Source organism: Ilumatobacter sp., assembly GCF_046290335.1.
Lineage (GTDB): Bacteria > Actinomycetota > Acidimicrobiia > Acidimicrobiales > Ilumatobacteraceae > Ilumatobacter_A.
Genome location: NZ_JBKAGH010000008.1, coordinates 48,321 through 70,336, shown reverse-complemented (window position 1 = coordinate 70,336; position 22,016 = coordinate 48,321). Strand labels below are relative to the sequence as shown.

12 protein-coding genes are annotated in these 22,016 nt (G+C 68.2%); 6 read left to right on the top strand and 6 right to left on the bottom strand.

Annotated features, from left to right (window positions below):
- Nucleotides 1-19 precede the first annotated feature (19 nt).
- Nucleotides 20-2,479 carry an alpha-L-fucosidase gene (locus ACE37B_RS22150; RefSeq protein WP_409925521.1) on the bottom strand — a complete coding sequence of 820 codons (2,460 nt, stop codon included), beginning with the start codon at nucleotides 2,477-2,479 and terminating at the stop codon, nucleotides 20-22.
- Here ACE37B_RS22150 and ACE37B_RS22145 point away from each other — a divergent pair.
- From ACE37B_RS22145 to ACE37B_RS22135, 3 genes are all read left to right on the top strand, one after another.
- A complete protein-coding gene (locus ACE37B_RS22145; protein ID WP_409925520.1) occupies nucleotides 2,478-10,379 on the top strand; it encodes an RHS repeat-associated core domain-containing protein in 7,902 nt (2,633 codons plus the stop codon). The two genes, ACE37B_RS22150 and ACE37B_RS22145, sit on opposite strands and share 2 nt — an antisense overlap.
- A 117-nt stretch (nucleotides 10,380-10,496) precedes the next feature.
- Entirely contained in the window at nucleotides 10,497-11,540 is a 1,044-nt protein-coding gene (locus ACE37B_RS22140; protein WP_409925519.1) for an LLM class F420-dependent oxidoreductase, read from the top strand.
- Nucleotides 11,541-11,591: 51 nt separating this feature from the next.
- Complete coding sequence (locus ACE37B_RS22135) at nucleotides 11,592-13,142, top strand: VWA domain-containing protein (protein WP_409925518.1); 1,551 nt, start codon at nucleotides 11,592-11,594, stop codon at nucleotides 13,140-13,142.
- 150 nt (nucleotides 13,143-13,292) lie between these two features.
- On the opposite strand, the gene ACE37B_RS22130 is transcribed toward ACE37B_RS22135, so the two are convergent.
- The 3 genes from ACE37B_RS22130 to ACE37B_RS22120 are packed head-to-tail and all read right to left on the bottom strand — an operon-like array spanning nucleotide 13,293 to nucleotide 16,406.
- Nucleotides 13,293-14,279: a VWA domain-containing protein gene (locus ACE37B_RS22130; protein ID WP_409925517.1), complete on the bottom strand. Its 987-nt coding sequence runs from the start codon at nucleotides 14,277-14,279 to the stop codon at nucleotides 13,293-13,295.
- Nucleotides 14,276-15,334, bottom strand: coding sequence for a DUF58 domain-containing protein (locus tag ACE37B_RS22125; protein WP_409925516.1), 1,059 nt, complete (start codon nucleotides 15,332-15,334; stop codon nucleotides 14,276-14,278). The genes ACE37B_RS22130 and ACE37B_RS22125 overlap by 4 nt, the downstream gene beginning before the upstream one ends.
- Before the next feature lies 1 nt (nucleotide 15,335).
- Nucleotides 15,336-16,406, bottom strand: a complete 1,071-nt coding sequence (locus ACE37B_RS22120; RefSeq protein WP_409925515.1) for an AAA family ATPase — start codon at nucleotides 16,404-16,406, stop codon at nucleotides 15,336-15,338.
- Nucleotides 16,407-16,527: 121 nt separating this feature from the next.
- On the opposite strand from ACE37B_RS22120, the gene ACE37B_RS22115 reads away from it, so the two are divergent.
- Nucleotides 16,528-16,905 carry a hypothetical protein gene (locus ACE37B_RS22115; protein WP_409925514.1) on the top strand — a complete coding sequence of 126 codons (378 nt, stop codon included), beginning with the start codon at nucleotides 16,528-16,530 and terminating at the stop codon, nucleotides 16,903-16,905.
- Nucleotides 16,906-17,052: 147 nt separating this feature from the next.
- On the opposite strand, the gene ACE37B_RS22110 is transcribed toward ACE37B_RS22115, so the two are convergent.
- Nucleotides 17,053-18,267 (bottom strand): geranylgeranyl reductase family protein, encoded by a 1,215-nt coding sequence (locus ACE37B_RS22110; RefSeq protein ID WP_409925513.1) that lies wholly within the window; start codon nucleotides 18,265-18,267, stop codon nucleotides 17,053-17,055.
- 227 nt (nucleotides 18,268-18,494) lie between these two features.
- On the opposite strand from ACE37B_RS22110, the gene ACE37B_RS22105 reads away from it, so the two are divergent.
- Together ACE37B_RS22105 and ACE37B_RS22100 are read left to right on the top strand one after the other, a co-directional pair.
- Nucleotides 18,495-19,433 (top strand): SDR family oxidoreductase, encoded by a 939-nt coding sequence (locus ACE37B_RS22105; protein ID WP_409925512.1) that lies wholly within the window; start codon nucleotides 18,495-18,497, stop codon nucleotides 19,431-19,433.
- 12 nt (nucleotides 19,434-19,445) lie between these two features.
- Nucleotides 19,446-20,303 carry a MaoC/PaaZ C-terminal domain-containing protein gene (locus tag ACE37B_RS22100; protein WP_409925511.1) on the top strand — a complete coding sequence of 286 codons (858 nt, stop codon included), beginning with the start codon at nucleotides 19,446-19,448 and terminating at the stop codon, nucleotides 20,301-20,303.
- 98 nt (nucleotides 20,304-20,401) lie between these two features.
- Here the strand turns inward: ACE37B_RS22100 and ACE37B_RS22095 are convergent, their stop codons facing one another.
- Nucleotides 20,402-21,967: an AMP-binding protein gene (locus ACE37B_RS22095; protein ID WP_409925510.1), complete on the bottom strand. Its 1,566-nt coding sequence runs from the start codon at nucleotides 21,965-21,967 to the stop codon at nucleotides 20,402-20,404.
- Between the last annotated feature and the right edge of the window lie 49 nt (nucleotides 21,968-22,016).

The following is a 22,016-nucleotide window of genomic DNA, read 5'->3' as shown; positions in this document are numbered from 1 at the left end:
GATCGGGGTTGGAGATCCGTCAGGGACCGTGGAGTGCAGCGCCATCGGGATCGAGCAGGTCGATCGCGACGTTGTCGTGGTGATGGAGATCGGTGGTGTCCCACGCGAGCAGACCGATGCGGCACCGTTCCCAGTGGTTGCCGCTGACGAGGCAGTCGGCAGCGCCACCCTGCACGATGCAGCCGCTGTCACCGCCGATCACCGCGTTCCCGTCGACGCTCGCGTGCGCTCCGCCGTCGATGTCGACGGCTCGCATCGTCGATCGAACGTGGTTGGCGTGGACGTGGGCATCCTCGGTCCGTTCGAGCCGCACGCCCCAGCGCCGTGCCGTGATCGAGTTTCCGCGCACGTCGGTTCCGGTCGTGTCGGTCGCCTGAATCGCGCACAGGTGGTCGGTGAACGCGGAGGATTCGATTCGATGTCCGTCACCGCCGACGAGACGGACGCCGACGTCGTCGTGGTGGCCGGTGAACGTGCAGCGGAGGAGCGAGACCCGCTGCGCCCGTCGCACGACGACGCTTCGGCCAGTCACCGCTCGGAGTGTCGCGTCGTCGCCCGTCACGTCGATCTGGCCCTCGACGGTCGAGCCGAGCACGGCCGAGTTCGGGCCCGAGAGCGAGACCAGAAGGTCGCTCACCACAGGCGCGACGGGCCCGACGCCACGAGACGGCTCGACCGACACGTACTCCAGTCGTGCCGAGCCATGGAGGGTGACGACCGGAGCGGGCGGCGCGATGCCGGTGGCGGGATTGACGAGTCGGGTACGGATCGCTCCGAATCCCCGCACCACGACGCGATCGGGAACCTCCACCGGTCCGAGGTAGGTGCCGTCGCCGAGTTGGATCACGTCGCCGGGTCGAGCGTCGGCGAGCAGCGGCGCGAGGGGGATCGGCTCGGCGTCGGTGGGCTCGAACAGCTCCACGGGTCGATCGACGGGTTGGAGCACGATGCGGTAGACCTCGATGCCGAGCTCGTCGCCTCCAGGTTCGTTGCGTGCAAGTTCGTCGCGTCCAGGTTCGTCGCGTCCAGGTTCGTTGCGTGGCACAAGGGTCCGGTTGCGAGCCGACCGCGGGTCGCGGGCGATCTGTAGCGTGACGCCGTCGTGCTCGAAGGCCACTGGTTGTGTCTCGTCGGAAGGGCTCGCGTCGACGACGGACGCGCCGCTCAGACGAGTCACGCTCGTGACCCGATGATCGCGAGCGTCGATCTCGAAGCGTCCATCACCGGCCACGTCGACCGCGATCAGGGAGTTGTCGGGCATCTGCAACAGTCGTGAGCCGCTGTCGCCCCATGATTCCCATGGCTGCGATCGCGACAGCAGGCCGTCGAAGCGCCGGATCCAGCGGCCAGCCAACCGCAGTGGATCCGCCTGCAGCGGTGGAATCGTCCCGTCCGCGGTCGGACCGAGAGTGAGCAGCAGGTGGCCACCCTTGGCGAGGACCTCGGTGTACAGCGAAACGATGTCGCGGCTGGAGAGGTGATGGTCGGCGTGATCGCAGCGGTTGTATCCGAAACCGGAGCCGAGGCTGCGCCGCAGTTCCCAGGGCCCATCGACGATTCCGATGGGCGGGGTTACCTCGAAGGTGCGCACGACGTCGGCCGACCGGGTGTCGTCGTCGCGGCGATCACGCGACGACAGCGCCCAGCGGTCGTCGAACACGACGTCGGGGTCGATGTCGGAGGCAGCCCGCGACAGCTGTGCGCTCTGCCAGCGACCGCTGTCGTGCACGCGTGGCCCTTCGCCCCACAACAGGCTTGCGCCATAGCGACTGACGAGGTCGAGCACGTCGGCCTGGACGACCTGGTCGACCTGGTCGACCTGGTCGACCTGGCCGACGGTCGTCGACGCCGCCCGCTCGTCGAGCTCGATGGTGTCGGCCTCATCGTCACCCGCCACGAGCAACGCGTACGACGTGCCGAACACGAGGTCGTTGCGTTCGCACGCGGCAGCGAACTCGGCGACGACGTTGCGTCGGGGCCCGATGTCGGTGAGACGAGTGGACGTGCCGGGGGAGTCCCACCAGGCCCAGCCGTCGTGATGTCGGGCGGTGACGACCGCGTAGCCCGCTCCGGCATCGATGATCAGACGGGCCCACGCCTCGGCATCGAAGCGGTCGAAGCCGAGCAGTTGCGTGAAGTCGTCGAACCGATCGATGTGCCCCCATCGCTCGCGATGATGGGCGAGAACTTCCACCAGCTGCCCCGCACCGGAATCGTCACCGTCTCGTGCGTCGCGCTGCCCGTCGAGGTGTTCGCGGTACGAACCGGCGTCAGCCCCGATCGGGGCCCACCCCGGCACGGTGGCGGTCGAGGCGGTCACGAGCAGACCGAAGCGCCGCTCGTCCCACCATCTCGGCATCCCCATCGGTCGCTCAGTCTCGCGCGTCGCAGCTCCACATGCGCGCTCGGCGCGAACGTCGACGACCTCGCCGTCGCTGTTACCGAGCTGTTGCCAGGCGTTCCCTACGTTGCCGACCATGGAGTTCGATGGGCGCAAGCTCGGAATCTGTTCGCTCGCGCTGTCGTTGGTACTGGGCGTGCTCGCTCTGGTGGGGCCGGGGCCTGTTCTCACTCCGCCGGTGGTCTCGGCGGCCGAACTCGACCCCGACATCGTCACGCTGACGCCCGCCCGCTTGCTCGACACGCGCCCCGGCCAGTCGACGATCGACGACGTGTCGGCGGGCATCGGTCGCCGCACGGCGGGTCAGATCACGGAGTTGGGGGTCGCTGGGCGTGGCGGCGTCGCCGCGGACGCCGTCGCCGCGGTGTTGAACGTGGCGGCGATCCGACCGGACAGCCGGGCGTTCGTGACGACGTTTCCGTGTGGCGGTGAGCCGCCGACGGCGAGCTCGTTGAATGTCGCCGCTGGCAACATCCGAGCCAACGGCGCCGTTGCTCGCCTCGACGGTCAGGGGCGCGTCTGTCTGTTCTCGTCGTCGGGGATGGACTTGGTCGTCGACGTGGTCGGCTATCTGTCTCCGGATTCGCCGATCGTGACGTTGCCGCCTGCTCGGATCGTCGAGACGCGAACCGGTGAAGCGACCATCGATGGCCTCCAGCAGGGGGTCGGGACGCTCGATGCCGGTGAGGTGCTGCAGATGTTGCCGCTCGGTCGCGGTGGCGTTGCCGAGGATGCCGAGGCGGTGTTGCTGAACATCGCCGGGGTCGGTCTGGCGAGTCGAGCGTTCGCGACGGTGTGGCCGTGTGGGACCGAGATGCCCCTCGCCGCGTCGCTCAACGTCGGTGCGGGTGAGGCGATCTCGAACAACCTGATCGCCAGAGTCGGCGACGGGGGAGCGATCTGCATTTCGAGTTCTGCGTCGATTCACGTGGTCATCGACGCCGTCGGCTACGTGCCGAGCGGGTCGGGGACCACGATTCTCCGTCCGGCCCGTCTGCTGGACACCCGGGCCGGTGCGGAGACGGTCGACGACGAGTTCGCCGGCATCGGCACGCCGGGCCCGAACGAGGTGACCGAACTGGTCGTCGCGGGACGCGGCGGCGTCGATGCGGATGCGGAGTCGGTCGTGTTGAACGTGGCCGCTGCGAACCCGGTCGGACCCACGTTCGTGACCGTGTGGCCGTGCGGGGTCGATCGTCCGAACGCCGCGTCGCTCAACATCGACGTCGGGGCGGTGTCGAACGGTGTGATCAGCCGGATCGGTGAGGGCGGTGCTGTGTGTTTCACGAGCCCGGGAACCGTCGACCTGATCGTCGACGTGACCGGCTGGATCGCTCCGGGCCAGACCGTCACCACGACCACGACCAGTACGAGCTCGACGACGAGCACCACGACCACGACCACGACGACCACTACCACCACCACGCTGCCGCCGGAGGGGTTGGGGTTCCCGCCCGGTGCCGAGCTGTCGACATCGTCGCCGACGCCGACGTCGATCGGAGTGCAGTGGCCGGCGGCGGACGGGATCGGCGGTTCCGGGGAGTACCGGGTGTTCGTCGACGGCTCGCTGGTCGAGACGGTGGCGGTGCCGGCGACGTCGACGCTCCTCGACGGCCTCGTGCCCGACACGCCGTACGACCTGGAGGTCGTCGCCGCCGACGATGGCGAGACCTCCGCGCCGTTGGCGGGTTCACAGCGGACGATGCTCACCCCCGTGCCGCGGAACCTCGTGGTCGAGGAGCTGCCTCCCGCCGGGGCGACCACGACGGCGGATCTTGCCTCGTTCCTGCACTCGGGTTCGAACCCCGTGCAGGTCGGTGTGCAGCCGGGCGCACTGGACGACGAGCGCACCGGGATCGTGTCGGGGAGGGTGGTCGACGTCGTCGGCAACCCGCTGTCCGGGGTCACGGTCACCGTGCTCGAGGACGACGCGCTCGGCCACACCGTCACCGCAGCGGACGGGTTGTTCGATCTGGCCGTCAACGGGGGAGCGCCGATCACGATCGACTACACCGCTCCCGGCTTCCTGCCCTCGCAGCGGACCGTCGACATCGAGTGGGCCGAGTGGGTCACCGTCGACGACGTCGCGTTGGTCGAGGTCGACCCCGAGTCGACCCTCATCGGACTCGACGGTGCGGCGCCTGGCGACGGCTTCTCGAGCCACGTCGCCGGTCAGGTCACCGACGGCGACGGGTCACGGCGGGCGCGGGTCCTCGTGCGCGACGGAACGACCGCCGAACTCGAGTTCGCCGACGGATCCACGCAGCCTGCGGACTCGCTCACGATCACCGTCACCGAGTACACCGAGGGCGACAGCGGCGAAGCCGCGATGCCCGGTGACCTGCCGAGCACGTCGGGCTATACGTACGCCGTCGAGATCACGGCGGCCGAGGCCGTCGCAGCGGGAGCCATCGGCGTGGCGCTCGACGAGCCGGTCGTCCTGCTCACCGACAACTTCCTCGGGATGCCGGTGGGATCGTTCGTACCGACCGGCACCTACAACCGTCAGGTCGGTCGCTGGGAGAGCCAACCCGATGGCATCGTCCTCGCCGTCGTGTCCGTCACGGACGGACGTGTCGACCTGGACGAGGACGGCGACGGCATCGCCGACGACGTGTCGGACTACGTCGACGACGTCGAGCGCGCCGAACTGGCGGCGCACTACGCGCCGGGCGACGAGTTCTGGCGCAGCGAACTGACTCACTTCAGCCCGCAGGATCTCAACTATCGCATCGTCACCGAGCCGACGAATCCGATTCCGGACATTCCCGTCGTGGTCAACGAGGACGTCGACACGTCGGTCGACATGGTCGACACGCCGGCGGCGGCGACCGAGGAGGGATACGGCACGATCGACCCGGAGAACCGCGTGTTGCGCGAGGAGATCGAGCTCGCCGGCACCGGGCAGCGCTTGACGTATTCCTCGGCGCGCGTTCCGGGGCGGGGCACACGGATCACCATCCCGGTCACGGGTTCCACACTGCCGGCGGGGGCGCTCGCCAGCGAGGGTGTCGACATCACCCTCACCATCGCCGGCCGGGAGTTCAGCGAGAGCTTCCCACTCGCCACGAACCAGACCTGGACCGTCGATTGGGACGGTCGCGACGCATTCGGGCGCATCGTCGCCGGCTCCACGACCGCCACGGTCGCCACGACGTACTCGTTCGAGGGGCGCTACGCCGTGCGCCGGATCGGCGGGCTGTTCCGCATCTTCAACCGATCGTTCCTGGTGGCCAGCAACGGAGCCGACGCACTCGCCGACGCCCGCGTCCCCATCCGGCGCACCGTGAAGGGCGACATCACGGTCACCGGTGCGGAGACCGACACCGTGTCGCTCGGACTCGGCGGCTGGTCGCTGTCGGGCGTCCACGGCTACGACGCCAACACCGGCTCGTTGCTGCGCGGCGACGGGAGCCGCGAGCGGGTCTCGCAGGTGCCGGGCCAGTTCGGCCCGGTGGTCCCGGCAGCGTTCAGCGGTGACGTGGCGCCTGCCGACTGCGACGCCTACGGCGAGCCCTGCGGCGACGGTGGGCCAGCGACGGAGGCCGAGGTGTTCATCGGCATCTCCGAGATCGCCTACGCCGACGACGGCGACATCCTCCTGCTCACCGACAGTTCCCGCAGGATCCGGCGCATCGACGCCGAGACGGGCATCATCGCGACGATCGCAGGTGACGGATCGTGTCTCAGCCGTCTCGTCGACTGCTCCGACCCATCGGTGCAGTCGGCAATCGATCCGGCATCGTGCGACGCCTACGACGACGCGTGCGGCGACGGCGGCCCGGCGACCGAGGCGCAGTTCGCAGCGTTCGACATCGACACCGGCCCCGACGGCTCGATCTACCTGCTCGACGCCGCCAAGCTGGCGGTTCGCCGCATCGCTCCCGACGGCACGATCTCCACCGTCGCCGGCGACGGTGCCTGCTACGGCTGGTTGGACTTCATCTGCCCGTCGGCGCCGCCGGGTCCGGCCGACTGCGACGACGCCGACGCCGTCTGTGGCGACGACGGTCCGGCGGTCGAGGCGACGCTCGGCTATCCCCAGTCGTTCGAGGTGATGGAGGACGGCTCGATCTTCATCGGCAGCCTCGATCGCCTTCGCCGCGTGACGACCGACGGGATCATCCAGACCGTCAGCGGCGCGGGCAGCTTCTGTACCGACGAGACCTCGTGCGGGGACGGTGGGCTGGCCGCCGAGGCGAACTGGTTCAACCTCCGCGACATGGCCGAGTTGCCCGACGGCAGTCTGCTCGTGGTCGACGAGGGCAACCGTGTCGTCCGGCGCATCACCGTCGACGGGCGCATCGAGCGTTGGGCGGGCGAGTACTTCGAGACGTTCGGTCCCGGTTCCGGGGGAGGAGGCGGCAACCACTGCTACGACAGTGACGCCTGGGGCGACGTGCCCGACGTGGCGTTCTTCTCCTTCGGAGGCGATCCCAGCCTGCTCGCCGACGGGGGCACCTACGAGTCAGGTCCGTGCGCTGAGGACCTCCATCGTCTCGACACGGCCCTCCCGCCGATCGCCTCGATCGAGGTCGCTCCCGACGGCGCGGTGATCCTCGCCACGGGCGGCTTCATCGGCCAGTGCGAGCTGCCTCAGCCGGGCGACCCCGACTACAGCGGGCCCGACCCGTCGAACTACCCGGACTACTGCGACACGGGAGACTGGAACAACGACGGCGAGTTCTCCGACTATCGCCTCCTGCGCATCGGCCCCGACGGGATGATCACCCGATATGCGGGCACCGCGGAGCCCGGCTTCCCGCAGACGGGAGACTTCGCCACGTCGACCAGTTTCTTCTCGCTCGAGTCGCTGGCGATCTCACCGACGAACGAGGTCGTGTTCGGCGAGGGGCTCTTCAATCGCCAACGGATGTGGGTCATCGCCAGCGCGACCCCGCCGGTCGAGACGAACGAACGATTCGTGCCCGACGACGGCGTGCTCCACGTGTTCGACCCCTCCGGACGGCACCTGCGCACGGAGGGCTTGCGGTCCCGGACCGTCCTGTCGACCGTGCAGTACGACACCGCCGGCCGGATCGTCTCCGTCACCGATCGGTTCGGCAACGCGACGACGGTGCTGCGCGACGGCGCCGGCGCGCCGACGGCGATCGTGTCGCCGTTCGGCGATGTCACGACGCTCGCGCTCGACGGGCAGGATCGACTCGTGTCGGTGACCAACCCGGAATCGGAGACGACGTCGCTCGGCTACAGCGGCACGAGCGGCTTGCTCACCAGCGTGACGGGGGAGCGGGCTGGCGCTGCCTACACCTTCACCTACGACGCAACCGGACGCCTCCTGACGGCCACCGACCCGGAGGACGGGACCACGACGATCTCCCAGACGATCCCGTCGCCGGGCGTGGTCGAGACGACGATCACCAATCCGCTCCTCGAGAGCCGCACGATCCGAACCGAGAGCGACGACCTCGGAAACCGGATCATCACGCGTACCGGCATCGACGGCGAGGTCCGAACCAGCGTCTACCGGCGCGACGGGTCCGAACTGCACACCGAGTCCGACGGGACCACGACCGAGGTTGCATACGCCCCGGACCCGCAATACCGATTCGGGTTGCCGTACCCTTCGAGCGTCGTGGTCGCGACCGACTCACGGACCCAGGAGCAGACGGCACAGCGAAGCCTGCAGCTCGGCGTCGGCGGGGTCCTCGACACGCTGACGACGGCCGTGACCGTCGACGGCCGCACCGAGAGCGTCGCCTACGACTACGCAGCTCGCACGTTGACGACGACGACCGACGAGGGCCGCACTCTCGTGACGACGATGGACGCGCTCGACCGAGTCGAGTCCGTCTCGCCGGCCGGACTCGCCACCACGACCTACACCTACGACAGCGCCGGACGGGTCCTCAGTGCCGTCGTCGACGACGGCGTCAACCCTCGCACCACGACCGCGACCTGGGACGGTGCCGACCTCACCTCGCTGACCGACCCCAACGGTGACACGACCACGTACACCTACGACGACGCCGGTCGTCTCGTCGCCATCGAGTTGCCCGACACCGCCACCGTGGGACTCGGACTCGACGGTCACGGCAACATCCCCGCGGTCACGGTGCCATCGGGCGAGGTCCACACGCAGACCTTCGACCTGCGCGACCGCCTCGCCAGCCACACCGCGCCGGACGCCGCCGACGGCGACGGGCGAACGACCACGTACGTGCGCGACGACGCGGGCCGTGTCACACAGGTGTCGCGTCCCGACGGCGAGACGATCGACGTCACCTACGTCGACGGCCGACCGACGACACGCGCCGGCGATGCTGCGCCGGTGACCTTCGGCTACGACCCGACGTCCGGTCTGCTCATCGACGCGGACGGCGAAGCGGACGTGGACATCGACTACGACGGGTTCCTCCCGGTGTCGTACGCGACCAGTGGGCCGGCGAGCGGCACGGTCACCGTCGCCTACGACTCCAGTTTCCGCACGAGCCAGGAGACCGCGGGCGGTGTCGCCGTCGCCTACGGCTATGACGGCGACGACCGGTTGACTTCGATCGGGAACCAGACGATGACGCTCGACGCGGACTCCGGGCTCGTGACCTCGCGCTCGGTCGGCGACGTCGAGGTGACCTACGACTATGACGGCTTCGGGCAACTCGCTCGGATCACCGCCGTCGAGACGACCGGTGGACCGCCCGTGGAGATCTACGACGAGGTGATTTCTCGGGACGACCTCGGCCGGGTCACGGCCCGGACCGAAACCGTCGAAGGCGGTACACCGGTCGTGTGGTCGTACACCTACGATGATCGTGGACGGCTCGCATCGGCCACCGAGGACGGCGTCCCCGGCACCTACACCTACGACGATGCGGACAACCTCGTGAACGGCCCGCGTGGAGCGGGGGCGTACGACGAGCGTGACCGCCTCGAGTCGATCGGCGGCGTCATCTACGACCACGACGCAGCCGGCGACCTCGTCACGATCACCGACGGCACCGACGTGACGACGTTCGACATCGATGCGTCTCAGCTGCTCCAGTCGGTGACGACGCCGGGCGGCGCGCTCATCGAGTACGAGTACGACGGGCTCGACCGCCGGGTCGGTCGGGAGGTCGACGGCGTCGACGATCGCTCGTGGATCTACGGACGCGGTCCGTCGCCGGTCGTCGAACTCGACGGCTCGGGTGCCGTCGCCACACGCTTCGTGTTCGGTACCCATCCGGCGTCCCCCGACTACCTCGTCAGCGGCGGCGTCGACCACGTCGTCGTTCGCGACTGGCGCGGGTCACCGCGACTCGTCGTCGACTCGACCACCGGTGCGGTCGTCCAGCGGCTCGACTACGACGAACTCGGCGCGATCACCGCTGACAGCGCTCCGGGTTTCCAGCCGTTCGGGTTCCGAGGAGGTCTCGTGGAGCAGGCAAGCGGGCTCGTCCGGTTCGGCGCACGCGACTACGACCCGACCATCGGCCGGTTCACCAGCCGCGACCCGATCCTGTTCGACGGTTTCCAGACGAACCTGTACCTCTTCGCGGACGGCGATCCGATCAACCGAGAGGACCCCAGCGGACTCGGTCCTGGTGCGCCCGAATCGGCTCGGAACTACGGGGTGGGGGCGACCACGACGGTGTCGTTCGCCGGGCTCGGCGGTACCGCCAATGCCCAGTTCGTGTGGGACTCCGACGGCGACTTCGGCGTCGAGATCACCGTCGGCGGCGGCGCCTACGCAGGGATGTCCACCCCCGAACTCGGCGTCATCGGCACCTGGAACGAGGGCTCGGTCGCCGATCGGCGAGGCACGTCGGTGTCGACCGCGGTGGAAGCCGGTGCGGGCGTCAAGGTCGGTGTCGGCTCGAACATCGTCGACGGCAAGCTGCAGGGTGGCACCGTGACCGCCGTCGCAGGTGGCGGCGCCGACGTGTCGGTCACCGGGAACTACACCGTCGGCGTGAGCGCGAGCGACGTGTACTACGCGGGCCTGGGCGTTGCCTCCTACATGGGCTATTCGCCCTGATCACGTGGTGGCCGCCCGCCGATCGGGCGGCCATCACGTCGCCGCGCATCGGGTACTCGATTCGATCGTGTCGTTCGATTGCGGTCGAGAACAGGCGTTCCCGTAGCATCGCCGGTCATGAAGCTCTCGATGATGATCAATTACTCCGGTGATTTCCACGCCGACGTCGCCAAGGTCGTGGAATTGGAAAAGGCCGGCCTCGACGTGGTGTGGGTGCCGGAGGCGTACAGCTTCGATGCGGTGTCGCAGATGGGCTACCTCGCAGCGAAGACCGAGACGATCGAGATCGGCTCCGCGATCATGAACGTGTTCTCGCGCACGGCGACCTGCATGGCCCAGACGGCGGCCGGCCTCGACTTCGTGTCGGGTGGACGATTCATCCTGGGCCTGGGTGCCTCGGGCCCGCAGGTCATCGAAGGCTTCCACGGTGTGCCCTACGAGAAGCCGATGCCGCGCATCCGCGACTACATCAACGTCACTCGCATGACCCTCAAGCGCGAGAAGGTCGTCTACGACGGCCCGACCGTGCAGGTGCCGCTGCCCGAGGGGCAGGGAACGGGTCTCGGCAAGCCGTTGAAGATCATCAACCATCCCGTTCGCGACAACATCCCCATCTTCTGGGCGAGCCTCATGGGCCTGTCGGTCAAGGCGACGGCGCAGCACGCCGATGGCTGGATTCCGATCTTCTTCGACCCGGAGAAGTACCACGACGTGTGGGGCGACGAGATCAAAGCCGGCAACGCCGAGCGCGATCCCGAACTCGGTCCACTGCAGATCTCGGCCGGCGGCATGGTCGCCATCGGTGAGGACCTGGTCGGCGACAAGGCCAATGCGATCCTCGACTTCGCCCGCCCCAGCACCGCGCTGTACGTCGGTGGCATGGGTGCTCGCGACAAGAACTTCTACAACACGATCATGCAGAAGTACGGCTACGTCGACGAGGCGATCGCGATCCAGGATCACTACCTGGCGGGCGAGAAGGACAAGGCCGCCTCGATCGTCCCGGGCGAGATGCTGGCGAACACCAACCTCGTCGGTCCGGCGAGCTACGTGAAAGAGCGCATCGCCGCCTACAAGGAAGCCGGCGTCACCCACCTCAGCGTCAACGCCGTCGGCGCCGACCCGGTCAGCACGATCGAGCAACTCAAGTCGATGCTCTGACGTTTTCGCACGAGCGGGAACCACCCGCTCGTGAGAAACGTCTCAGTGGGCATGGAACACACCGTGCTCACCCGCCTCACCGCCCTCGTCGCCGCTGGCGCACTCGCCGTCGCGTCGTGCGGAAGCGACGACGACTCGGATTCGTCCCTCGACGCGACGAGCGAGGAACGCGCCGACGGGGTGCCGAGCGTGGCGACCGTGGCTCCCTCCGGCACCGGGCTGGGCAGCGATACCGACGATGGCGGTTGGGTCGGTGGCGAGCCCGAGTGGTCGGGCGGCGCCGACACGATGTCCGGCTCGGCGTCGGAGCCAGCCGAGGAGTCAGCCGAGGAGTCAGCCGAGGAGTCAGCCGAGGAGCCAGCCGAGGAGCGGACTGAGGCTGCAGCGGACTCGGTCGACGACATGAGTGTCGTCACTCCGGCTGCGGGCGAGCGCGAAGTGTTGGTGGAGGGTGACATCGAAGCCCCGCCCGTCGACGGCTCGCCACTCCGTGCGGGCAGCGTCGACGACAACGTCGACTACGACGGCTTCGTCGACTACCTCGATCGGGTGGCAGGCCTCGGCATCACGGCACGCCCGTTCGATGGTGTCGATCGCAGCGTCGTGACGGTCACCGACGATGCCGGCCGCGCGGTGGCGGGCGCGCTCGTCGAGGTGACGGCAGGCGAGCGCGACGTCGCTCGCCTACGAACCACTGCCGACGGGACCGCCCGCTTCTTCCCGTCGCTGTACGACGTCGATGCCGATGCCGCAGTGACGTTCGCCGTGGAGGGAGGCTCGTCGGTCGATGCCCTCGGTGGCAGCGACGTGCGGCTGTCGGCACCCGCGGTCGCGATCGGTGAAACGGTCCCGCTCGACGTGCTGTTCCTCCTCGACGCGACCGGTTCGATGGGCGACGAGATCGACCGTTTGAAGGCGACGATCGACACGGTCGCCGAACGCATCAGCGGGCTCGACCCTCGCCCCGACGTCCGCTTCGCCATGACGCTCTACCGAGACGAAGGCGACGCCTTCGTCACATCGACGTTCGACTTCACCAACGATGTCGCGACGTTCCGCCAAGCGCTCGCAGACGTCGTCGCCGATGGTGGTGGCGACTACCCCGAAGCGCTCGATGAAGGCCTCGCCGCAGCGCTCGCCGAGCCCGGGTGGCGGGATCCGGCCGATGCGGTCCAACTGGTGTTCGTCGTGGCCGACGCACCGCCGCAGGTGTCGCGCCAGGTCGAGACGCCGTACACGCGCTCGATCGTCGACGCGGTCGAGCGGGGCATCAAGATCTTCCCGGTCGCCTCATCGGAGTCCGACGACGTCGCCGAGTTGGTGTTCCGCCAGCTCGCCGTCGCCACGGGCGCCCCGTTCGTCTTCCTCAGCTATGGCGCGGGCGGCGCCGGTGGTACCGCAACCGGCCCGTCGACCGACATCACCACGACCGACTACGAAGAACTTGCGCTCGACGACCTCGTGGTCCGCCTGATCGCTGAAGAACTCGCCGATCTCGCCGGGCCGGATGCGCCGCTGCCCACCGCTCCGACGACGACGCCGCCGTCGACGACGATCCCCGACCCCCAGCAACAGCCCTCCACGACTATCGCCGACAGCTGAACGCCCCACGTCCCGGTCAGCGCAACGGGTTCACACCATGCCGCATCACACCATGCCGCATCACACCATGCCGCATCACACCATGCCGCATCACACCATGCCGCATCACACCATGCCGCATCACACCATGCCGCATCACACCATGCCGCATCACACCATGCCGCGCAGCCACCAGAGCGAGAGGCTCCAGGCAACGGCGAGCAACAGGAACGCGCCGAGGGCGTAGCGCCACGTCAGTTCCTTGGTGATCTCGATCTCCTCGCCGAGCGTGTCGCCGAGCGACTCGCGGATCTGGTCGTAGGCGTTGGCGAGTTCGTTGCCGGTCTCGGCGATGAACGACTCGCCACCGGTCTGCTCGGCAACGAGTTCGAGATCGGCCGGGCTCACCGGAACCGGCACCGGCTCTCCCGAGACGGGGTCGATGATCGTCCCGCGCTCGGTACCGAACGCGATGGTGAACACCGGGATGCCGGCGTCGGCAGCGAGGCTCCCGCCTTCCGCGGTCGGTCGACCGACCGTCGTCTCGCCGTCGCTGAGCAGCACGATCACGCCGGGCGCAACGTCGTCGTCGCGGTTCTCGTCGTCTGCGGCTCCGTCGACGAGGAGGCGCGTGCCGACCGCCAGCGCGTCACCGATCGCGGTCGACAGATCGAGATCGAGTCGTTCGATGCGGTCGTCGACCACGTCGCGATCGAGGGTCGGGTTCACCTCGACGGTCACGACGCCGGCGAAGGAGATGAGCCCGACCTCGACGTCGTCGTCGACCTCCTCGATGAAGTTCCGCGCAGCGTCCTTGGCGGATTCGAGTCGGTTGGGTTCGACGTCGTCGGCCTCCATCGACAGCGACACGTCGAACAGCACCAGGATGCGCCCCTCGCTGTTCGTTCGTTCCGTGGTGCGCTCGACCGGTCGGGCGACGGCGACGACGGCCACCGCCAGGCCCGCCAACTGGATGCCGGCGATCACGTGGCGACGCCATCGTGGTCGCTTGGGCGCGACCCGATCGAGCAAGTCGACCTGGGTGAAGCGAACCTGTGCGGCCCTGCGCCAGCGCAGCGACGCCACGTACGCAGCGGCCATCGCGACCACGACGAGCAGGAGCCACAGTCGGCCCGGAGCGAGGAAGTCGGGGATCATCGTCGGATCGCTTCCCCTCTCACGGCTTGCACGCGACGTTCCTGGACGTGTCGGATGATGCTGCCGAGCCAGTCGTCGGCGGTCGACAACTCGATCAGCTCCGCACCGGCTCGGCCGATCGCTTCGTTGCGGGCGACTCGTTCGGCGTCAGCGGCGGCGCGGTACCGATCTTGGATCTTGGCGGTGACCCGAATCTCGCGGGTCGTGCCGGTTGCCGGATCGACGAGTTCGACCAGACCGATCGGTGGGACATCGAGTTCGCGCGGGTCGTGGATCGAGATCGCCAGCAGGTCGTGGCGGATGCCGAGTCGCCCGAGGGCACGATGCCAGCCGTTGCCGGTGAAGTCCGAGATCACGGCGATAAATCCTCGTCGCTTCGCGACGGCGCCGACGCGTTCGAGGGCACCGGCGAGGTCGGCTGCGCCAGCGCCCTCGCCGGTCGGCGCGCCGGCGAGCGATGACAGGATCGCCCGCACCTGATTGGCGCCGGCCCGAGGCGGCATCACGTGGATCCGGGGTCCGGAGACGAGCACGGCGCCGAGCCGGTTCTGGTTGCGGGCGGTGAGGAATCCGACGGTGGCTGCGGCAGCCATCGCCGTGTGGGCCTTGTCGTTGAGGGTCGTTCCGAAGCGCATCGTGGCTGACGTGTCGACGACCAGCCATGCGGCGAGGTCGCGGTCGGCGATCTGTTCACGGACGTAGGTCTCGTTGGTGCGCGCCGTCACGTTCCAATCGATCCGGCGGACGTCGTCGCCCGGCTGGTATTGACGCGATTCGCCCGGTTCGGATCCGTGGCCGGGAGTGAGCCCCTGGTAGTTGCCGTGCAGGACACCGTCGAGTCGGCGGTTGATCAACAACTCCATCGAGCGAACCATCTCGGCGGCGGCATCGGGGGTCGGCCCCGCCAGCCACGGATGTGCCGGGGCAGGCGGAGGCGTTGCGGGGAGCGATGTCGGCGGTCGGGTCGCGGCGGGCTGCGCGGTCGGTTGTTCCCGGATGGTCACGTCGCCTCCGGCGTACCAGGTGATGCCGTCCGGGTCCGTCGGCGGGGCCATGTCAGCTCCGCTCGAACGCGTCGTTCGGCTTGGGTGACACCCAGTTGGCGGGCACCGTGGCGAGGATTCGCTGCACGATCTGATCGGACGTGACGTCGCGTGCGAGCGCGTCGTAGGTGAGCAGCAACCGGTGACGCAGGATCTCGGGCGCGAGGTCGAACACGTCTTGGGGCGTCGCGTAGGTGCGACCACGCAGCATGGCGAGGGCGCGTGCGCCCCGAATCAGGTTGATCGTGGCACGGGGGCTCGCTCCGAGCCCGATGATGCTGTCGAGGTCTGCCAGGTTGAACCGACTCGGGTATCGGGTGCACTGGACCACGTCGACGGCGTACTGGCTGACGGAGCGATCGACGAAGACGCGGTCGGCGCGCGTCTGCAGCTCGACGAGTTGGTCGAGCGAGATGACCTGCTCGGGTATCGGCGATGCAGCGGTGACGCTCATCCGGTCGAGGATCGCCATCTCCTCGTCGGCGGTCGGATGATCGAGGGTGATCTTCATCATGAAGCGATCGCGCTGCGCATCGGGCAGGTTGTAGACGCCTTCCGACTCGATCGGGTTCTGCGTGGCGACGACGAAGAACGGTGTCGGCACGGGGTGGGTGACACCGCCGATCGTGACCTGCTGTTCGGCCATCACCTCGAGCAACGCCGACTGCACCTTGGCGGGTGCTCGGTTGATCTCGTCGGTGAGCAAGAAGTTGACGAACACCGGTCCGAACTCGACGTCGAACGTCTCCGACGAGCCGCGGTAGATGCGCGTGCCGACGATGTCGGAGGGGAGCAGATCGGGGGTGAACTGGATGCGAGCGAACGTGCCGCCGACCACGTTCGCGAGCGTCTCGGCTGCCAGCGTCTTGGCGAGGCCGGGGACCGACTCGAGGAGGCAGTGACCTCGGCACAGCACACCGACGAGCATGCGTTCGAGGAGGCGGGTCTGGCCCACGATCACCTTGCGCAATTCGAAGAAGATGCGCTCGAAGACCTCGCCGGTCTCTCGGTCGTCCATCGGTGTGATCGGCGCGGGTCCGGACGGACCGGTGCCGTGCGTCGGATCGAAGGCGTACTCGGTCATGTCTGCTCGCTCGTCACCGTCATGCTCCGCTCGTCACCGTCATGCTCCGCTCGAAGATAGTGGCCGACCAGCTCGATGCGCCGTCGTGCTCGGTCTCTGCGCCGGCTCTACGATCGGGGGGATGACCTCGTCGGACGGCCGCGCTCCCGATCCCGCACGCTCGGACGAGCCCACCGACGTGGGCGCCGCGGATGCGAGCGGTTCGGCCGCCACGCTCGGTTTGGTCGATCCGGGCATCGATGCCGCGTCGATCGAGGCGGAGGAGATGCAGGCGCAGCGCCGGCTGTCGGCGATCGAAGCCGGCCGCCGCAAGGGTGGCGTCGCCGGTGCGGCGATGGCCGGCGCGATGGTGGCCCTGAGCGAGATCTACGAGGGCCCCAAGCGCGACGAGATCGTCGCCGTGTCGGAGTCACCGGACGAGCCCACCGACATCGACGCCGACGGGATCCGTGTCGACGTCGGCGACGTCACCGTGGAGTCCAAACTCCCCGACGAGTGAGTACACCGCGCCGACACCGCGAGGTCATGGTGCCAGGCACGATGACCTCTTTGAAGGTCGTGAAGGTCAGGGCGCAAAGGTCATGGTGCCAGGCACGATGACCTTTCTGGTCAAAGGTCATGGTGCCAGGCACGATGACCTTTCTGGTCAGGCGTAGGCGCCTGGGCGGGCGAGGAAGTCGCGGTGCCAGCGGCTGGGTGTGAGCGCCACTGCACGCGGTTCGTCCTCGAACATCCATCGGGCGAAGTTGCGCCGACCCCAGTTGCCGCTGCGTTCGACGACTCGAAGCGCACCGCGTGCGCCCCACGACGTCGTCAACACCTTGCCGAGCGCGAGCGACATCCGATGATCGGCGACGAGATGATGTGCTACTTCGCGTCGGTAGAGGTCGGCGGCGACGCTCGGTTGGAGCGCACCGGCGGAGATCAGCGACTCGGCGGCGAGGCGCCCGGTGAGCAGGGCCTGGCCGATGCCTTCACCCGTCATCACGTCGGTCGCCGCGGCGGCGTCACCCACGAACAACACCCGATCCGACGTCAATGGCAGCGAATCGATCCGGGCCGGAATCGGCCACGCCGTGTGGCGGTCGTCCATCTCGAAGTCCGCGCCGAGCGCCTCGATCACGTGCGGCCGCTGGAGCAGGTCGGGCCAGATCGCCTTGGTGTCCTTCCCGGAGCGCTCGCCGTCGCGAAGCACCCCGAAGCCGACGTTCGCCCGGTTGCCGGGCAGTGGGAACGACCAGGCGTAGCCGGGGAGCAGATCGGGCTCGAACCACACGAACAGCTGCGAGGCGGCCGGGCCGGTGACGTTCGACGCGTACTGGCGGAAGCCGTGCCATTCGCCGAGGTAGCCGGCGACGTTGGCGCCGACGGCCTTGCGAACCGGACTCCACATGCCGTCGGCCGCGATCACGTAGCGGGCCGTCACCGAGAGGTCGTCGGCCACGACATCGACCCGGTCGTCGAACCGCTCGAGCGAGTGGAATCCGGATCCGTCGCGAACGTCGGCACCGACGCGGCGCGCGAGGTCGACCAGTGCGTTGTCGAGTTGCAGTCGCGGTGCGACCGCGGAGTACTTGCCGTCGTCGGGCAGCGGCACCTCGACCACGCGTCCGGACGGCGAACGCAGGGTGGCGCCGGCGACGTCGAACCAGTCGGCGACCGAACCGGGCTCGAAGCCGAGGTGCTCGAGTTCACGCAAGGCCAGTGTCGTGAGGCCGTCGCCGCAGCACTTGTCGCGAGGGAAGGAGGCCTTGTCGAGGACGACGACCGTCCGGCCCGCCCGAACCAACTCGATGGCAGCTGCCGACCCCGCGGGTCCCGCTCCCACGATCACCACATCCGCCACGAGTCGATCGCCCACGTAGTCGAGGATACGGCTGGTCCTGCGGCTTGGACCCGACGACGTCGAGCCGATCCAGCGGCATCGGTCACCCGGCCTCGCCGTCGACGGGTCGGCTGGAGCGTGGCGCAGACGCGACAACGGACGACGGGCGAAGTGTGACAGGTGACGGGGGCCGGGCGACAGGGGAGAGGCAGGTGCGCCGTCGACTTCGATCCTCTCGCAGCGCAGGGCCTACGGTGACGGCCATGAGTGGATTGTGTGAAGGGCGGGTCGTCATCGTCACCGGCGCCGGACGCGGGATCGGGCGCGAGCATGCGCTGAGCCTCGCTCGTCAGGGTGCCAAGGTCGTGGTCAACGATCTGGGCGGAGCGATCGATGGCAGCGGCGGTGACCTGTCACCTGCCGAGCAGGTCGTCGCCGAGATCGTCGCCCTGGGCGGTGAGGCCGTGGCCAACGGCGACAACGTGGCGGACTGGGACGGCGCCAAGCGGATGATCGATCTGGCGATCGAGACGTTCGGTGATCTGCACGGTGTGGTCAACAACGCCGGCATCCTGCGGGACCGGATGCTCGCCAACATGTCGGAAGCCGAGTGGGACGCGGTGATCCACGTGCATCTCAAGGGAACCTTCGCCCCTGCCCGTCACGCTGCAGCGTATTGGCGAGACCAGTCGAAGGCTGGCAAGCCGGTCAGCGGGCGGATCGTCAACACCTCCTCGGTGTCGGGGATCTACGGCAATCCGGGTCAGACCAACTACGGCGCCGCCAAGGCGGGCATCGCGTCGTTCACCAACATTGCAGCGCTCGAACTCGCCCGCTACGGGGTCACGGTCAACGCAGTGGCGCCCGTGGCGCTCACCCGCATGACCGAGGGCCTGGGCCCGGAGCCAGAGTCCGACGAGGAACGCGAGGCTCGCTCACCGAAGTGGATCGCTCCGATCGTCACGTGGCTGTGCTCGGAGGAGGCAGCGGGTGTGACCGGGCGCGTCTTCGAAGCCTCAGGGCAGTTCCTCGCGGTCGCAGAGCCGTGGGTTCGCGGCCCGTCGATCGACCCGATCGAGGACCCGACGCTGCTCGGCGCAGCGGTCGAAGGTCTCCTCGCCGAGGCCCGTGGGAACACCGGCATGAACGGTGCCACCGGCGGACCACCCCAGAACCTGATCGCCGGGATCGGGCAGAACTGAACGGAGCATGACATGCCACTGAATCCTGATGCCGTCGGCGCCACGTCCGACCCGATCGACGTCTCGTGGAACTCCAAGGACGCGCTGCTGTACGCGGTCGGGATCGGAGCGGGTCACGAGGAGTTGGCGTTCACGACCGAGAACTCCAACGGAATCGACCAGCGCGTCTTCCCCACGTTTCCCGTCGTGATCGGATACGGCCGCGGTTCGGCGATGGGCAAGATCGGCACGTTCAATCCGGCGATGCTCGTGCACGGCCAGCAAGCCGTCACCTTGCACCGGCCGATTCCGGTCGAAGGGACCGCGACCATCACCGGCGAGATCATCGGGATGTACGACAAGGGCAAAGCTGCTGTCGTGGAATCGCGCAACGTCGCCACGATGGACGGCGAGCCGTTGTACACCACCACGATGTCGGCGTTCATCCGCGGTGAGGGCGGCTGGGGCGGCGATCGTGGGCCTTCCGGACCGAAGAACGTGCCGCCAGAGCGTGACGCCGACCACGTCGTGACGTACCAGACGTCTCGCGATCAGGCGTTCGTGTACCGCCTGTCGGGTGATCGCAACCCGTTGCACACCGACCCGGCGTTCGCCGCGATGGGGGGCTTCGATACGCCGATCCTGCACGGCCTGTGCACGTACGGATTCACCGGTCGGGCGCTGCTCCACACGCTCTGCGACAGTGACCCCGCGCGCTTCGATCACGTCGAGGGCCGTTTCGCTTCGCCGGTGTTCCCCGGCGAGGCGTTGACGATCCGCATGTGGGCGGGCGAGCAGGCCGGCGAGACGATCTTCACGACGAGCGCGCACGACGGCGCGGGTGGCGACGAACGCATCGTCATCGACCAGGGCCTCCTCCGTCACTCCTGAAGGGCCCCTGAAGCGATCACATCGCAAGCGATCGCTGTCCACCCGGGCGATCATCCACCCGTAACGGTTTGTGTCTGACACAAACCGTTACGGGTAGGTCAGGAGAGAATCTTGTTCGGCGAGTCGTTCCAGTAGGCGTCGCGGAGTTTGCGCTTGTAGAGCTTGCCGGTGGGAAGGCGAGGGAGTTCGTCCGTGAAATCGATCGAGCGCGGCACCTTGTGGCGAGCGAGGTGCTCGGCGCAGAACGCCGTCAACTCGGCTGCGAGCGCGTCGTCGGCTTCGATGCCGGGCATCGGTTGCACGACGGCCTTCACCTCCTCGCCGAGGTCGACGTTGGGTACCCCGAACACGGCCGCGTCGGCGACCGACGGATGTGTGATGAGCAGGTTCTCGGTCTCTTGCGGATAGATGTTGACGCCGCCCGAGATGATCATGAACGTCGCCCGGTCGGTGAGATAGAGAAACCCGTCCTCGTCGACGTAGCCGACGTCGTTCACCGTCGTCATCGTGCCGTCGGCCGACTTCGCTTCCGAGGTCTTCTCGTCGTCGTTGTGGTACTCGAACTCGGTCGCCGTCTTGAACCAGATCGTGCCGGGGACGCCCATCGGCAACTCGTTCATCTCGTCGTCGGCGATGAACAAGTCGCCGAGCACGATGCGCCCGACGGTGCCCTTGTGCGCCAGCCACTCCTCGGTGTTGCACGCAGCGAAGCCGAGGCCTTCGGTGGCTCCGTAGTACTCGTGGATGATCGGACCCCACCACTCGATCATCTGTTCTTTCACCTGGACCGGGCACGGCGCGGCCGCGTGCACGGCGATCTCGAGCGACGACAGGTCGTAGCGCTGGCGGTCTTCGGCGGGCAGCTTGAGCATGCGGCTGAACATCGTCGGCACCAACTGGGTGTGGGTGACCTGGTACTTCTCGACGAGACGGAGATACTCCACGGGGTCGAAGCGTTCCATGATGACGACGGTGCCGCCATGGCGCAGCGTGAGGCTGACCGCTGCTTGAGGTGCCGAGTGATACAACGGCGCGGGCGACAGGTAGACCATGTCCTCGCGGTAGTGCCACAGCGCCGAGAGGAACGCGAACAACGGCATCTGCTCGCTCGGTGGTTGATCGGGAAGCGGGCGGATGATTCCCTTCGGGCGGCCCGTGGTGCCAGACGAGTAGAGCATCGGGGTGCCGAGCCGTTCGTGCTCGATCGGCGTCGACGGGTGATGTGCGGTCGCTGCCTCGAAGTCCTGGATGCGATCGTCGAGGGCGATGCCGGCGTCAGCTCCTCCGACGACGAGCACCAGCGTCACGGCGGGACAGTCGGGCAGGGCGGCAGCGACCGTGTCGTACTTCGCCGCCGAGGTGATGACGACCTGCGAGTCGCTGTTGTCGACGATGTAGGCCATCTCCTCAGGCGTCAGATAGGAGTTGATGCAGGTGTAGTAGTGACCGGAGCGTTCGCCCGCACCACATGATTCGAGGTATCGGTCGTTGTTCTCCATGAAGACGGAGTAGTGGTCGAGTGGACGTAGGCCGTGCGCGTACAGCAGGTGCGCGAGTCGATTGGCTCGGGCCTCGAACTCGCTGAGGCTGACCGATTCGCCGGTCGATGCCATGACGAACGCTGGCCGATCGGGATGCAGGGCGGCATACGGGGTGGCGTACATGCCGGCTCAAAATACTGCCGAGCTGACGCCCCGCTCGCACCCGACCGTA

Excerpts from the sequence above, each read along its gene's own strand:
- ACE37B_RS22145 (WP_409925520.1), top strand. The coding sequence starts at position 2,478 with ATGGAGTTCGATGGGCGCAAGCTCGGAATCTGTTCGCTCGCGCTGTCG.
- ACE37B_RS22150 (WP_409925521.1), bottom strand. The coding sequence starts at position 2,479 with ATGGTCGGCAACGTAGGGAACGCCTGGCAACAGCTCGGTAACAGCGAC.
- ACE37B_RS22140 (WP_409925519.1), top strand. The coding sequence starts at position 10,497 with ATGAAGCTCTCGATGATGATCAATTACTCCGGTGATTTCCACGCCGAC.
- ACE37B_RS22135 (WP_409925518.1), top strand. The coding sequence starts at position 11,592 with ATGGAACACACCGTGCTCACCCGCCTCACCGCCCTCGTCGCCGCTGGC.
- ACE37B_RS22130 (WP_409925517.1), bottom strand. The coding sequence starts at position 14,279 with ATGATCCCCGACTTCCTCGCTCCGGGCCGACTGTGGCTCCTGCTCGTC.
- ACE37B_RS22125 (WP_409925516.1), bottom strand. The coding sequence starts at position 15,334 with ATGGCCCCGCCGACGGACCCGGACGGCATCACCTGGTACGCCGGAGGC.
- ACE37B_RS22120 (WP_409925515.1), bottom strand. The coding sequence starts at position 16,406 with ATGACCGAGTACGCCTTCGATCCGACGCACGGCACCGGTCCGTCCGGA.
- ACE37B_RS22115 (WP_409925514.1), top strand. The coding sequence starts at position 16,528 with ATGACCTCGTCGGACGGCCGCGCTCCCGATCCCGCACGCTCGGACGAG.
- ACE37B_RS22105 (WP_409925512.1), top strand. The coding sequence starts at position 18,495 with ATGAGTGGATTGTGTGAAGGGCGGGTCGTCATCGTCACCGGCGCCGGA.
- ACE37B_RS22100 (WP_409925511.1), top strand. The coding sequence starts at position 19,446 with ATGCCACTGAATCCTGATGCCGTCGGCGCCACGTCCGACCCGATCGAC.
- ACE37B_RS22095 (WP_409925510.1), bottom strand. The coding sequence starts at position 21,967 with ATGTACGCCACCCCGTATGCCGCCCTGCATCCCGATCGGCCAGCGTTC.